The sequence below is a fragment of the Mesorhizobium humile genome (genome assembly GCF_033977215.1).
In the GTDB taxonomy this organism is placed as follows: domain Bacteria; phylum Pseudomonadota; class Alphaproteobacteria; order Rhizobiales; family Rhizobiaceae; genus Mesorhizobium; species Mesorhizobium humile.
In genome coordinates, this window is record NZ_JAVIIV010000001.1 from 507423 (window position 1) to 521967 (window position 14545).

Annotated in this window: 14 protein-coding genes; 12 read left to right on the forward strand and 2 right to left on the reverse strand. The window is 64.8% G+C overall.

Annotated elements, in window-relative coordinates:
* Positions 1-16 precede the first annotated feature (16 nt).
* Positions 17-706, reverse strand: coding sequence for a FadR/GntR family transcriptional regulator (locus RFM52_RS02420; RefSeq protein WP_320294468.1), 690 nt, complete (start codon positions 704-706; stop codon positions 17-19).
* A gap of 267 nt (positions 707-973) precedes the next feature.
* On the opposite strand from RFM52_RS02420, the gene RFM52_RS02425 reads away from it, so the two are divergent.
* The 6 genes from RFM52_RS02425 (at position 974) to RFM52_RS02450 (ending at position 7269) form a co-directional block, all read left to right on the forward strand.
* The gene (locus RFM52_RS02425) at positions 974-1966 is read left to right on the forward strand and encodes an arabinose ABC transporter substrate-binding protein (RefSeq protein WP_320294248.1); all 993 of its coding nucleotides are present in this window, start codon (positions 974-976) and stop codon (positions 1964-1966) included.
* An 83-nt stretch (positions 1967-2049) separates the two neighbouring features.
* Positions 2050-3561: an L-arabinose ABC transporter ATP-binding protein AraG gene (araG, locus tag RFM52_RS02430; RefSeq protein WP_320294249.1), complete on the forward strand. Its 1512-nt coding sequence runs from the start codon at positions 2050-2052 to the stop codon at positions 3559-3561.
* 11 nt (positions 3562-3572) lie between these two features.
* On the forward strand, positions 3573-4523 hold the full coding sequence (gene araH / locus RFM52_RS02435; protein ID WP_201412980.1) for an L-arabinose ABC transporter permease AraH: 951 nt from the start codon (positions 3573-3575) through the stop codon (positions 4521-4523).
* A gap of 70 nt (positions 4524-4593) precedes the next feature.
* Positions 4594-5373, forward strand: coding sequence for an SDR family oxidoreductase (locus tag RFM52_RS02440; RefSeq protein ID WP_320294250.1), 780 nt, complete (start codon positions 4594-4596; stop codon positions 5371-5373).
* Positions 5374-5392: 19 nt separating this feature from the next.
* Positions 5393-7105 (forward strand): L-arabinonate dehydratase, encoded by a 1713-nt coding sequence (gene araD / locus RFM52_RS02445; protein ID WP_320294251.1) that lies wholly within the window; start codon positions 5393-5395, stop codon positions 7103-7105.
* A gap of 11 nt (positions 7106-7116) precedes the next feature.
* Positions 7117-7269 carry a hypothetical protein gene (locus RFM52_RS02450; RefSeq protein ID WP_320294252.1) on the forward strand — a complete coding sequence of 51 codons (153 nt, stop codon included), beginning with the start codon at positions 7117-7119 and terminating at the stop codon, positions 7267-7269.
* A 165-nt stretch (positions 7270-7434) separates the two neighbouring features.
* Here RFM52_RS02450 and RFM52_RS02455 read toward each other — a convergent pair whose 3' ends face one another.
* Positions 7435-8382: a GlxA family transcriptional regulator gene (locus RFM52_RS02455; RefSeq protein WP_320294253.1), complete on the reverse strand. Its 948-nt coding sequence runs from the start codon at positions 8380-8382 to the stop codon at positions 7435-7437.
* 86 nt (positions 8383-8468) lie between these two features.
* Between RFM52_RS02455 and RFM52_RS02460 the strand changes: the two genes are divergently transcribed.
* The 6 genes from RFM52_RS02460 to RFM52_RS02485 all read left to right on the forward strand — a co-directional run bounded on the left by RFM52_RS02460 (position 8469) and on the right by RFM52_RS02485 (position 14545).
* Entirely contained in the window at positions 8469-9176 is a 708-nt protein-coding gene (locus RFM52_RS02460) for a DJ-1/PfpI family protein (protein WP_320294254.1), read from the forward strand.
* Between the two features lie 122 nt (positions 9177-9298).
* A complete protein-coding gene (locus tag RFM52_RS02465; RefSeq protein ID WP_320294255.1) occupies positions 9299-10030 on the forward strand; it encodes a FadR/GntR family transcriptional regulator in 732 nt (243 codons plus the stop codon).
* On the forward strand, positions 10027-11229 hold the full coding sequence (locus RFM52_RS02470; protein ID WP_320294256.1) for a PLP-dependent transferase: 1203 nt from the start codon (positions 10027-10029) through the stop codon (positions 11227-11229). The genes RFM52_RS02465 and RFM52_RS02470 overlap by 4 nt, the downstream gene beginning before the upstream one ends.
* 26 nt (positions 11230-11255) lie before the next feature.
* Complete coding sequence (locus tag RFM52_RS02475; RefSeq protein WP_320294257.1) at positions 11256-12533, forward strand: ABC transporter substrate-binding protein; 1278 nt, start codon at positions 11256-11258, stop codon at positions 12531-12533.
* A gap of 240 nt (positions 12534-12773) precedes the next feature.
* Positions 12774-13697, forward strand: a complete 924-nt coding sequence (locus RFM52_RS02480) for a carbohydrate ABC transporter permease (protein WP_320294258.1) — start codon at positions 12774-12776, stop codon at positions 13695-13697.
* The gene (locus RFM52_RS02485) at positions 13697-14545 is read left to right on the forward strand and encodes a carbohydrate ABC transporter permease (RefSeq protein WP_320294259.1); all 849 of its coding nucleotides are present in this window, start codon (positions 13697-13699) and stop codon (positions 14543-14545) included. The genes RFM52_RS02480 and RFM52_RS02485 overlap by 1 nt, the downstream gene beginning before the upstream one ends.

Consider the following 14545-nt stretch of genomic DNA (forward strand, 5'->3'; position numbering starts at 1 on the left):
GCGGGCAAAACTTGTCTCAGTTGTTCTTGAGTTTCTTGGCGCTGACGAGGTCGCGCGCCGCCAGGTCGAGAATTCTGTTTGCCGCGCCGCGAGCTGCTTCGGCGTCGCGCATGCGCAGCGCCTCCACCACTTCGCGGTGCGCCGCCACCGCTTCCATGCGCCGGTCGAGCGAAATGGTCGCCGTCGCTTCCAGCGAGAATTTCAGCCCGGTGTCGATCAGGTTGCCGATCTGCCGGAAGATCGGGTTGTGGCTGGCGGCATAGAGGATCTGGTGGAAGGCGATGTCGCTGCGCGAGAAGGCGACGGGGTCCTCGCCGGCGCCGGCCATGCCGCGCCAGGCCGCCTCCAGGTCGGCGATCTCCTGCAGCGTCGCGCGCGCGGCGGCGAGCTCGGCGACCAGCGGCTCGATGGCGCGGCGGGTTTCGAGGATCGCGTCGAACAGCTTGTCGTCCAGGGCGTGCGGCGCATGCCAGGCAAGCACTTGCGGATCGATGATGTTCCAGTTGTCCTGGTCGCAGACCACCGTGCCGATGCGCGGCCTGGAAAGCACGAGGCCCTTGGCCGCCAGCACTTTCAGCGCTTCGCGGATCACGGTGCGGCTGACGCCGTATTCGACGCCGAGGTCGTTCTCGGTCGGCAGTGACGAACCGGCCGGATAGCGGCCCGAGAAGATGTCGGAGGCCAGCGCCTTCGTCACATCCGGCATGACGCGCGGGCGGCGCGCCGTCTCGCGCGCATCCGTCGCCTCGTCAGCCTTCTTCGGTGTCTCGTTCACCTCAGCCCCTCCTCCAAGGCAGCGAACCCTGGTTGCGCGCGCCCGGCCCGGCCTTAGCGGATACCGATCATTTGCGCCAGCGCTACTGATCTGACTATTTAAATCATTTATCATACCAGATCAATTGACGTGTATGATGAAATTGATTAGAGACGGGAAACCCGGGCTCGGCGCCCGGCCGTTCACTGGGAGGTAAACATGCGACTTTTGAAAACCGCGCTCGTCGCGGGCGCTCTCGCCGTCTTGTCGGCCACGACAATCGCGTCTGCCTATGCGCAGGACACCAAGATCGGCTTCATCGTCAAACAGCCCGAGGAACCCTGGTTCCAGGACGAATGGAAATTCGCGGACCAGGCTGCCAAGGAAAAGGGCTTCACCCTCGTCAAGATCGGCGCCGAGGACGGCGAGAAGCTGATGTCGGCGATCGACAATCTCGGCGCCCAGGGCGCGCAAGGTTTCGTCGTCTGCACCCCGGATGTGAAGCTCGGCCCGGGCATCGTCGCCAAGGCGGCCGCCAACAATCTGAAGCTGATGACGGTGGACGACCGCCTCGTCGGCGCCGACGGCAAGCCGCTGGAAGACGTGCCGCATATGGGCATCTCCGCCACCAAGATCGGCGAGGCCGTTGGTCAGGCCATCATCGACCAGATGAAGGCGCGCGGCTGGAAGATGGACGAGGTCGGCGCGATCCGCGTCTCCTACGACCAGTTGCCGACCGCCGTCGACCGCGTCGAAGGCGCGATTTCGGTGCTGAAGGCCGCCGGCTTCAAGGCCGAGAACATCTTCGACGCGCCGCAGGCCAAGACCGACACCGAAGCCGCGCTCAACGCCGCGACCGTGGTGCTCAATGCCCATGCCGACATCAAGAAGTGGATCGCCTTCGGCCTCAATGACGAGGCGGTGCTCGGCGCCGTCCGCGCGTCCGAAAGCGTCGGCATCCCGGCCGACGGCATGATCGGCGTCGGCATCGGCGGCGCGGAATCGGCGATCAACGAGTTCAAGAAGCCCACCGCCACCGGTTTCGTCGGCACGGTGATCATCTCGCCCAAGCGCCATGGCTACGAGACGGCGCTGAACATGTATGACTGGATCGCCAACAACAAGGAGCCGGCGAAGCTGACGCTGACCGCCGGCGCGCTGGCCAAGCGCGACGACTACCAGAAGGTGCGCAAGGACCTCGGCATCGAATAGTCCTCCCTGTACAAACAGGCGGCGGCCCGCGTCGCCGCCTGTTTGGTCCGACCCGGCAAGGGTAGCGCACAAGGATCTGAGCGGTGTCCTTTCTCGAATTCTCCAACATCACCAAGACCTATCCGGGCGTCAGGGCTCTGTCCGACGTGTCGTTCGGTGTCGAAAAGGGCGCCGTGCACGGATTGATGGGCGAGAATGGCGCCGGCAAATCCACCCTCATCAAGATTCTGTCCGGCGACCAGCATGCCCATGCCGGCGCAATAAGCATCGACGGCAAGGTTCAGGCCTATGCCTCGACCAGGAACGCCTTCGACAACGGCGTCATCGTCATCCATCAGGAATTGCAGTTGGTGCCCGAGCTGACCGTCGCCGAAAATCTCAGCCTTGGCCGGTTTCCGGCGAGCGCAGGCGTCATCGCCCGCCGCCGCATGCTCGACGATGTCGGCGCCAAGCTGAAATCGGCCGGCATCGACATCGACATGCGCCGCAAGGTCAAGACGCTCTCGATCGGCGAACGCCAGATGGTCGAGATCGCCAAGGCGGTGATGCTGGACGCCCGCGTCATCGCGCTCGACGAGCCGACCTCGTCGCTGTCCTCGCGCGAAAGCGAGATCCTGTTCGCCCTGATCGACCGGCTGCGCGGCGAGGGCAAGGTCATCATCTATGTCTCGCACCGGCTCGACGAGGTGTTCCGGCTCTGCGACAGCCTGACGGTGCTGCGCGACGGCAAGCTCGCCGCGCACCACGCATCGCTCGAAGGTGTGACGCGCGATCAGGTCGTTGCCGAAATGGTCGGCCGCGAGATTTCCGACATATGGGGTTTTCGGCCGCGAAGGGCAGGAGAGATCCGCCTCAAGGTCGACAGTCTGAGCGGCGCCAGATTGCCGACGCCGGCCAGCTTCGAAGCCCGCGCGGGCGAGATCGTCGGCTTCTTCGGCCTGATCGGCGCCGGGCGCTCGGAGCTGATGCGGCTGGTCTTCGGCGCCGATCCGCGCTCGGGCGGCGCGATCGCCGTCGACGGCAAGGCGATTGCCGCCGCCAGCCCGCATGACGCGATCAGGGCGGGCATCGTGCTCTGCTCCGAGGACCGCAAGCATGACGGCATCATCCAGGGCCGCTCGATCGAGGAGAACATCAACATCTCGTCCAGGCGCCATCACACGCGCTTTGGCGTGCTGAGCCGCGCCAGCGAGATCGCGACGGCCGAGACCTTCATCAAGAAGCTCAAGGTGCGCACGCCGTCCCGCAGGCAGGACATCGTCAACCTGTCCGGCGGCAACCAGCAGAAGGTGATCCTCGGCCGATGGCTGTCCGAGCAGGGCATAGGCGTTTTGATCGTCGACGAGCCGACGCGCGGCATCGATGTCGGCGCCAAGTCGGAAATCTACGAGCTGCTCTACCAGCTCGCCGAGGACGGCATGGCGATCGTCGTCGTCTCCTCGGAGCTGCCGGAAGTGATGGGCATTTGCGACCGCATCCTGGTGATGTGCGGCGGACGCATCAGCGCCGAACTCACGCGCGACCAGTTCGCCGAAAAGGCGATCCTGGCCGCGGCCCTTCCCGACAAGAAAACCCCCGACGCGATTGCATCCTGAGGACACCCGCCATGACCGACCGGTTGAAGAAGATACTGCTCGGCGAGCAGGGCCTCGTCGTCATCTTCATCGTCGCCTTCGCGCTGGTGTCGCTGCTGGTGCCGAACTTCCTCACCGACCGCAACATGCTGGGCCTGCTGCAATCGGTGGTCACCGTCGGCATCGTTGCCTGCACGATGATGTTCTGCCTCGCCGCGCGCGACTTCGACCTGTCGGTCGGCTCCATCGTCGCCTTTGCCGGCATGGTCGCGGTGATGGCCTCGAACTACACCGGCTCGATCCTGCTCGGCCTCATCGCGGCCATCGCCTGCGGCGCCGTCGTCGGCTGGGTCAATGGCGTCGTCATCGCCAAATTCCGCATCAACGCCCTCATCACCACCCTGGCCACCATGCAGATCGTGCGCGGCTTCGCGCTGATCTCGTCGGACGGCCGCGCCGTCGGCATCAACAGCCCTGACTTCTATCAGTTGGCCCTGTCGAAGCTACTCGGCATCCCGACGCCGATCTGGGTGCTTGCGGTGCTCTTCGCCATTTTCGGCTTCGTGCTCAACAGCACCGTCTTCGGCAAGAACACGCTGGCCATCGGTGGCAATCCGGAAGCCTCGCGCCTCGCCGGCGTCAATGTCGACAGGACGCGCATCTGGATCTTCACGCTGCAGGGCGTGGTCTGCGGCATCGCCGGCATCCTGCTCGCTTCGCGCATCACCTCTGGCCAGCCCAACGCCGCGGTCGGCCTCGAGCTGTCGGTGATCTCGGCCTGCGTGCTCGGCGGCGTCTCGCTGGCTGGCGGCCGCGCCACGATGTCGGGCGTCATCGTCGGCGTTTTGATCATGGGCATCGCCGAGAACGCGATGAACCTGCTCAACATCCCGGCCTTCTACCAATATATCGTCAGGGGTGTGATCCTGCTTCTGGCGGTCCTGCTCGACAATCTGCGGTCGTCGGCATTGGGCCGGCGCTGAGCCGGCATGTCGATGTCGGGCCGATGCGGCTGAAGGATCGCCGTGGCTGTCTTCGACTGGAGTGACGACGATGACTGAGCGCCTTGCAGGCAAACGCGTCTTTCTGACCGGCGCCGCCCAGGGCATCGGGCTCGCCATCGCCGAAGCCTGCCTGGCCGAGGGGGCGAGCCTGTTCATGATCGATCGCGACGGCGAGCTCCTGGACAGGGCCGCCTCCGGCCTGTCGGCGCCGCGCGGTCGTCTCCGGCACTGCCGGGCCGATATAACCGATGCCGCGGCGATCGCGTCGGCCGTCGGCCGCGCGGGCAAGGAAATCGGGCTGGTCAACGCGCTGATCAACAACGCGGGGATGAATGTCTTCTCGACGCCGCTCGAGGCGAGCGAAGAGGAGTGGAACCGCAATTTCGACGTCAACGTCAAAGGCGCCTGGAATTGCAGCAAGGCGGTGCTACCGGGCATGCTGGCAAGCGGCGGCGGGGCGATCCTCAACATCGCCTCGACGCACGCCTTCACCATCATCCCGCATACCTTCCCCTATCCCGTCGCCAAGCACGCGCTGCTCGGCCTGACCAGATCGCTGGCGCTCGAATATGCCGGCCAGGGCGTGCGCGTGAACGCGCTGGCGCCGGGTTATGTCGAGACGCAGAAGGCCCTCGACTACTGGAACAGCTTTCCGGACCCTGTCGCCGCGCGCGCCAACACCATAGCGCTGCACCCCGGCGGCCGCATCGCCACTGCGCGCGAGATCGCGCTCGCCGCGGTGTTCATGATTTCCGACGAGTGCCCGTTCATGAACGCGGCCTGCCTCGTCGTCGATGGCGGGCTGAGCCAGCTCCAGCATCCGGCCTGAACATCGCCGAGGACCGACCATGACCAAGAGACGATCGCAGCACTGGTTCGGCGGGCTCGGCAAGGACGCCTTCATCCATCGCAGCTGGATGAAGAACAACGGCCTGCCGGACGATGCTTTCGACGGCCGGCCGGTGATCGGCATCTGCAACACCTTCTCCGAATTCACGCCCTGCCACGTGCATTTCCGCGGCCTGGTCGAGCACATCAAGGCCGGCGTGCTGGAAGCCGGCGGCCTGCCGCTGGAGTTTCCGGTGTTCTCCTGCGGCGAATCCAATCTGCGGCCGACGGCCATGCTGTTCCGCAATCTTGCCTCGATGGATGTCGAGGAGGCGATTCGCGGCAATCCGATGGACGGCGTCGTGCTGATGGCGGGCTGCGACAAGACCACACCGTCTCTGGTGATGGGCGCGGCCTCCTGCGACCTGCCCGCCATCGTGATTTCCGGCGGGCCGATGCTCAACGGCCGGTTCCAGGGCCGTGAGATCGGCTCCGGCACCGACGTGTGGAAATTTTCAGAGGATGTGCGGGCCGGCGTGATGAGCGCGCAGGATTTCGCCAGCGCCGAGAGCGCCATGTCGCGCTCGCCCGGCCATTGCATGACCATGGGCACGGCCGCGACCATGGCCTCGATGGTCGAGGCGCTTGGCCTGGCGCTGCCCGGCAACGCGGCCTATCCGGCGGTCGACGCGCGCCGCAGCCGCATTGCCCGCATGACCGGGCGGCGCATCGTCGAGATGGTCAACGAGGATTTGCGGCCGTCGGCGATCCTCGACAAGCAGGCCTTCGCCAATGCCATACGCGTCAACGGCGCGATTGGCGGCTCGACCAACGCCGTCGTGCATCTGCTCGCCATCGCCGGCCGGGTCGGCGCCGAACTCAGCCTCGACGATTGGGACAGATACGGCCGCGATGTGCCGACCATCCTCGACCTGATGCCGTCGGGCCGCTTCCTCATGGAGGATTTCTGCTATGCCGGCGGCATCCCGGCTGTGATGAAGGAGATCGCCGACCTGCTCGACCTCGACGCGCTGACGGTCACCGGCAAAAGCGTGCGGAACAACATCGCCGATGCCCGGAATTACAATCCGGAAGTGATCCGCCCACGCGACAAGGCGCTCACGCCGCATGGCGGCATCGCGGTGCTGCGCGGCAATTTGGCGCCGGCGGGCGCCATCATCAAACCGTCGGCCGCATCGCCCGCCTTGATGAGGCATCGCGGCCGCGCCGTCGTTTTCGAAGACATCGACGACTACCGGGCGCGCATCGACGACCCAGGGCTCGATATCGACGAGACGTCGGTCATGGTGCTGAAGAATTGCGGCCCCAAGGGCTATCCCGGCATGGCCGAGGTCGGCAACATGGCGCTGCCGCGGAAGCTCTTGCAAAAGGGCGTGCGCGACATGGTCCGCATTTCCGACGCCCGCATGTCCGGCACCGCTTTCGGCACGGTGGTGCTGCATGCGGCCCCCGAGGCCGCCGTCGGTGGCCCGCTGGCACTGGTCAGAAGCGGTGACATCGTCGAGCTCGATGTCGAGGCAAGAAGGCTGCATCTCGAGGTTTCGGAAGAAGAATTGGCTCGACGTCGGCAATCCTGGCGGCCGCCCGAACCGGCGATGCGCGGCGGCTATCAGGGCCTCTATGTCGATCATGTCCTGCAGGCGGACCGTGGCGCCGACCTCGATTTCCTCGTCGGCAGCCGCGGTCACGCCGTTCCGCGCGAAAGCCATTGAGGGCGAGCGCGATGGCCCAATTCGCGCCGGATCAGATCCATGGCATCCACGCCATTCTCTACGCGCTGTTCGACAGCCAGGTCTTCGTCATGCAGGGCATCGAGAACCTGATCTGCTACGGCAAGCGCCTTGTTCGGCGCCCGTGCCGGCGTCCCGATATTTGACCGCGCGCCGGCGATGCGGCCGTGCGCGGCCGGCCTGGCGATGGTGGAGCGCTTCGCGTCCCGTCTGGGCAGTTATCCGCCCTGACGCCAATACCCTGGCGCATGAATCCAAACGATCACATGCCGGGCGGCGCAGGATCGCCCGATCAGCGACCTGTCGGTGGATCAGAAACGCTCCCGATAGTCGCGCGGGTTGGTGCCGAGGACGCGTAGAAAGCCGCGCCGCATCGTTTCCTCGGAGCCGAAACCGCAGCGCCGCGCCGTTTGGCTGACCGTTTGCCCCCGCTCCAGCATCCGCCGCGCCGCCTCAATCCGGATTTCTTCGATCGCGCGGGCGGGTGTGCGCCCCGTTGCCTCCTGATAGTGCCGCGAGAAACTGCGCCGGCTCATATTCGCGCGTTCGGCCAGCTGCTCCAGCGACAGGTCGCCGCTCAGATTGTCGAGGATCCAGCCATGCAGCCGGTCGAAGCGCCCGTCCCCCTCTTGCAGCTTGAGGGTCTGGCTGAACTGCGCCTGACCGCCGGGTCGTTTTAGGAAAACGACCAGCTCGCGTGCCACGGCGAGTGCCATGCGCCGGCCGAGGTCGGCCTCGACGAAGGACAGCGCGAGATCGATGCCGGCCGTCACCCCGGCCGAGGTCCAGACATTGCCGTCGCGAATGAAGATCGGGTCGGGTTCGAGCCGGACCGCCGGAAAGCGCTTGGCGAACTCCGCGCAGCGGCCCCAATGGGTAACCGCGCGGCGGCCGTCGAGCAGGCCTGCCTGAGCCAAAAGCATCGCGCCGCTGCAGACCGAAACCGTCCGCACAGCATCGCGCGAGCGGCCGACGATCCACTCCACCAGCTGAGGATCCTCGCAGGCCGCGTTGACGCCCCAGCCGCCAGGCACGATCAGCGTGTCGACCGCGAGCCCCTGCGCCGGCAGCGCCGCCGCCTCAAGCGCCAGACCGGACGATGTCCTGATCCGCGGCGAGGCGGCGACGACGACGGGCTCATAGGCGGCCGGCTCGCCGGCCTGCGTCCTGAAGTCGTTGGCGCTGGCAAAAACCTGAAGCGGTCCGCTGACATCGAGGAGCTGGATGTCGGGATAGGCGAGGATTTCGATGCGGCGCATGGGAATGGCCTGAAACGAGGGGTAAATGGCAATCGTGCCAAAGCATGATGCCGTAGGTTGCCCGAAGTCAATCCACGGAGATTCCCATGTCCCTTCGTTTCGGCATCCTCGTATTTCCCAATGTCCAGCAGCTCGACCTCACCGGGCCTTATGAGGTTATGGCAACGGTCAAGGGCGCTGAGGTGGAACTGATCTGGAAGGATCGCAATCCGGTGATGTCGTCGACGCGTCTGTCGCTCACGCCGACGGCGACCTTCGACGACTGCCCGCCTCTTGACGTGCTGTGCATTCCGGGCGGCGGCGGCGTCAACGCGCTGCTCGAGGACAAGGCGGTTCTCGACTTCGTCTGGGAGCGCGCGGCGCAGGCGCGCTACATCACCTCGGTGTGCAGCGGCGCGCTGGTGCTCGGAGCGGCCGGATTGCTCAAGGGCAAACGGGCCACAACGCACTGGTATGCGCATGATTTCCTTGAAGAGTTCGGCGCGATCCCCGTCGATGCGCGGATCGTCGAGGACGGCAAGCTGATCACCGCCGGCGGTGTCACGTCCGGTATCGATTTCGGCCTGGCGCTGGTCGCAAGGCTGCTTGGACAGGCGGAAGCGGAAATCGTGCAGCTCTCGCTCGAATACGCGCCGGCGCCTCCCTTCCGCTCCGGCACGCCCGCCGAGGCTTCGCCCTCTGTCCTGGCGGAAGCAAAGGAGCGGCTCTCGGGTTCGCGGCGGGTCCGCGAGGAAATGTTCGCGCGCTGGCGCGAAGAGCGCGCGGAGGCCACGCCGGCGCGCATCCGCGCCTGAAACAACAAGGCCGAATGGCGCACGATCCGCGCCTTTCGGCCAGCCTCATTTCGGCTGTTGACTCCCCTTTCTGTCTGTGCAGAAATTGGTTGGACCATTGAACCACTTTAGGCTCAGCCGGCGTGACCGATTTCCTGCCCCCCATCCAGACCACGGCCCGCGATGACGCGGTGCTGAAGGCGTTGGCGGGGTTCGTGCGCCAGGAGGCTCTTGGCCCGGGCGAGAAACTGCCGACGGAGCGCATCCTGGCGGAACGGCTCAAGGTCAGTCGCAACACGGTGCGCGAGGCCCTGACCCGCTGGGAGGGGCTAGGCCTCGTCGAACGGCGGCAGGGCTCGGGCACCTATCTCAAGGCCGCCGTCTCGCCTGACATGCTGCACATGCCGCTGACATTGGCCGGCGGCAATGATTTCGCCGGCCTGATGGCGACGCTGGAAATCCGTCGCGCGCTGGAGGCGGAGGCGGCGGCACTTTGCGCCGTTCGCGCGGGCAAGGCCGAGCTTGCCGAGATCGAGCGCAAGCTCGACCTCATGGAGGAGGCCTTCCGCACCCGCGCCGGCATGTCCTCGGACGAGGACTGGGAATTCCACCAGGCGGTCTTCCGCGCCTCCGGCAACCCGCTGTTCGAGCAGATCATCGCCGCCATGTACGAGATGTTCCACCGCTTCTGGGAACATCCGCTCGGTGTGCGCGACTTCGGCCATGCCAGCTTCCCCTATCACCGCACCATCTTCGTCCGCATCGCCGCGCATGATCCCGACGGCGCCCGCGCCGAGGCGCTGAAGCTCATCGCCACCGTCGAGGACGATCTGAAACGCGGTGCCGCCAACCTCAAACTTTCGGACCGCAGATGAACGAGCAGCCCAACACCTTCGATCCGGCCTTGATGGCCAGCGATTATCTCGGCGAGGCGGCGACGCTTCTGGCGCATGACGATCCGTTTCCCGGCGGCGCGGTGGTGCCGCCGATCTACCAGACGTCGCTGTTTACCTTCGCCAATTACGCCGACATGGCCGACACCTTTGCTGGTCGAAGAAAGCAGCCGATCTACTCGCGCGGCGACAACCCGACCGTGATGGAGTTCGAGGCGCGGGTCGCGGCGCTCGAAGGCGCCGAGGCCGCGCGCGGCTTCTCGAGCGGCATGGCGGCCATCAGCGCCACGGTGCTCGCCTTCGTCGGCGCCGGCGAGCGCATGGTCGCCGTACGCAACTGCTATGGCGACGCCTACCGGCTGTTCGAGCGGCTGTTCCCGCGCTTGCATATCAAGGTCGACTATGTCGACGGCGCCGATCCCGATGCGGTCGCCGCAGCCCTTCCCGGCGCCAAGCTGCTCTATCTCGAAAGCCCGACCTCGATGATGTTCGAGCTGCAGGACCTGGAGCACCTGACGCGGCTGGCGAAGGAGCAGGGCATCGTCACCACCATCGACAATTCCTGGGCGACGCCCGTCTTCCAGAAGCCGATCTCGCATGGCGTCGACCTGGTGCTGCACTCGGCCTCCAAATATCTGAGCGGCCACAGCGATACCGTCGCCGGCGTGGTGGCGGGTTCTGCCGCCCACATCAAGCACATCAACGAGCAGACCTATTCCCAGCTTGGCGGCAAGCTGTCGCCCTTCGAAGGCTGGCTCTTGTTGCGCGGGCTGCGCACCTTGCCGCTGCGCCTGCCACATCACATGAAGAGCGGGCTCACCATTGCCGAGCGGCTCAAGGCGCATGGCAAGGTCGAGCGGGTCAATCACCCCGCTTATTCCAACCAGCCCGGCAAGAAGACGCTTGCCGGCTATGCCGGCCTGTTCTCCTTCGAGGTCACCGAGGATGTCGATATCCCGGCCTTCGTCGATGCGCTGAAATTCTTCCGCATCGGCGTCAGCTGGGGTGGCCATGAAAGCCTGGTCGTGCCGGCAAAGGCCTCGCTCGAGCAGACGCCGGGCATCAATTCGATGGCGCGCTTCGGCGTCAGCCCCCGAACCATCCGCTTCAATGTCGGATTGGAAAATGTCGAGGATCTCTGGGCGGACATCGTCCAGGCCTTCGACAAGTCAAAAAAATAAACGGATCGAAAATGGGAGTCCTGAAGATGAAAAGACTGACCTTCATGCTTGCCGCAGCGGCCGGCCTGGCGATTTCCGCCAGCGGCGCGATGGCCGACACCACCATCAAGCTGGTCGAGGTCATCACCAGCCCGCCGCGCACCGAATTCCTGAAGAAGCAGATCGCCGAATTCGAAAGCGCCAATCCAGGCATCAAGGTGGAGGTGGTCTCGCTGCCTTGGGGCCAGGCTTTCGAAAAGTTCCTCACCATGGTGCAGGCCGGCGACACGCCTGATGTCGTCGAGATGCCGGAACGCTGGATGGGCCTCTACGCCAACAACGCTCAGCTCGAGGATCTCGGCCCCTATATGGCCAAATGGGACGACGCCAAGACGCTCGGCGACCGCGCCAAGCAGTTCGGCTCGACCGTCAACAACACCCAGTTCATGATCCCCTACGGCTATTATGTGAATGCGCTGTTCTGGAACAAGAAGCTGTTCAAGGAAGCCGGCCTCGACGGCCCGCCGGCGACGCTCGACGATTTCGTCGCGGATTCCAAGAAGATCTCGGCCATCCCCGGCAAATACGGCTACTGCCTGCGCGGCGGACCGGGCGCCTTCAACGGCATGCACATGTTCATGAACATCGCCGACGGCAAGGGCGGCTACTTCAACGAGGACGGCACCTCGACCATCAACGATGAAGGTTCGGTCAAGGGCCTGCAGATGCTGGCCGACATGTACAAGAACGGCCTGGCGCCGAAGGACGCCGTGAGCTGGGGCTTCAACGAAACGGTGACGGGCTTCTATTCCGGCACCTGCGCCATGCTGAACCAGGATCCGGACGCCTTGCTCGGCATCGCCGACAAGATGAGCGCCGACGACTTCGCCGTGGCTCCGCTTCCCGTCGGCCCGAGCGGCAAGTCCTATCCGACGCTGGGCTATGCCGGTTGGGCGATGTTCGCCAATTCCCAGCACAAGGATGAGGCCTGGAAGCTGATGGCCACACTTCTGTCGCCCAAGGACAATCTGGAATGGGCCAAGGAGGTGGGCGTCGTGCCGATCCACAACGGCGCCGACCAGGACGCTCATTTCAAGACCGAGCAGTTCAAGGGCTGGTTCACCGAGCTCAGCGACAGCTCCAAGTACGAAATGGTGACGCCGCCGACCCATCTGGAGAACCTTGGCAACTTCGTCGACCAGGTGGCGATCAAGAATTTTCAGGAAGTGCTGCTCGGCCAGAAGCCGGCCAAGCAGGTGGCCGACGAATGGGCCGCGTTCCTGACCAAGGAGCAGCAGGCCTGGCTGGCCAAGAACAAGAAGTGACGCCCTTCTTCCTTCTCCCCGTTTTACGGGGAGAAGGTGTCACCCGATGCATGTCGCCCAAAAGTGCTTAGCGGTTTTGGGACAACGACATGCACAGATAAGTGACGGATGAGGGGCCGCGCTGACTTCTGAAAGGTTCGCGCCGCCCCTCATCTGCCTGCCGGCATCTTCTCCCCGTTGAACGGGGAGAAGGACGCTGTCGCCATCGCCAGAATTCAACCTCCACCGTAGAGCCACGTAATGACCTACGCAGTGTCCGAAATCCGATCCGCTGCCCCGCCGCGAAAGCAACGGCTGAGCGAGGCCGCGATCGAGCCATGGCTCTATCTTTCGCCGGCTATTGTCCTCTTGGTCGTGGTGCTGCTGGTCCCGCTGATCATCGGCATCAGCTATTCCTTCCGCAAATTCTCGGCCTTCAAGTCCGAATATGTCGGCCTCGGCCAGTACCAGGCGATGCTCTCCGACCAGGTGCTCGGCCAGGCGCTGATCAACACACTGTGGTGGACGGTCGCCAGCCTGTTCTTCCAGTTTTTTCTTGGCCTCGGCCTGGCGTTGCTTCTCGACAAGCCCTTCTACGGCCGCAAGGTCGTGCAGGCGGTGGTGTTCCTGCCCTGGGCCGTACCCTCCTTCCTCTCGGGCCTCACCTGGGCGTGGCTGTTCAACCCGATCATCGGGCCGCTGCCGCACTGGCTCTTCGCGCTTGGCCTGAAGGCCGAGCCGACCAACGTGTTGTCCGATCCCGCCACCGCCATGTGGGGGCCGATCGTCGCCAACATCTGGTTCGGCATTCCCTTCTTCGCCATCACGCTGCTGGCCGCGCTGAAGTCGATCCCGTCCGAATTGCATGAGGCGGCGGCCATCGACGGCGCCTCGCCCTGGCAGCGCTTCACCAAGGTGACGCTGCCCTTCCTGGCGCCGACCATCGTCATCACCGTCATGCTGCGCACCATCTGGATCGCCACCTTCGCCGACCTGATCTTTGTCATGACCGAGGGCGGCCCGGCCGGCTCGACCAGCACGGTGCCGGTCTACATCTATGTCAGCGCCTTCAAGTCGCTCGACAAGGGCTACGCTTCGGCGGTCGCGGTGCTGCTTCTGGTGCTGCTCATTGCCTATGCGATCGGGCTGATCGCCATCCGCCGCACGCTGGTGAGGCACGTCTGATGATCGCCGGTCGCTCCACATCATCGCGCATCGTCGGCGGCATCGGGCTTTACCTGGCCATTGCGGCATTTGTGATCTTCGCGCTGTTCCCGATCTTCTGGACGCTGAAGATCTCGGTGACGCCCGAGCGCCTGCTCTATTCGGAAGGCATCACCTTCTGGCCGTCGCAGACGACTTTTCAGAATTTCGTCACCGTGCTCGAGGCCTCCGACTTTCCGCGCTATTTTCTGAACAGCGTCATCGTCTCGGTGTCGACGGCGGCATTTGTCACCGTCATCGCCACGCTTGCCGGCTACGCCATGTCGCGCTTCACCTTCCGCGGCAAGGCGACGCTGGCGATCCTGTTGCTTCTCACCCAGACCTTCCCTCTGGTCATGGTCATCCCGCCGATCTACCGCATCATGGGCGATATCGGCCTGACCAACAGCCTGATCGGACTGATCATCATCTACACCGCCTTCAACACCGCCTTCGCCACCTTCCTGATGCAGTCCTTCTTCGATGGCATCCCGAGGGATCTCGAGGAGGCGGCGATGATCGATGGCTGCACCCGCGCCCAGGCGATGCGCCGGGTGATCGTGCCGCTGACCTTGCCCGGCATGGGCGCCACGCTCGGCTTCGTCTTCACCGCCGCCTGGAGCGAATTGCTGTTCGCGCTGATGTTGATCTCCAGCGACGAGCAGAAGACTTTTGCGGTTGGGCTGCTCACCTTCATCGGCAAGTTCGCCGTCGACTGGGGGCAGATGATGGCGGCCTCGATCCTGGCGCTGATCCCGGTCTGCGTCTTCTTCGCCTTCCTGCAACGCTATCTCGTCACCGGCCTCACCGCCGGCGCGGTCAAAGGATAA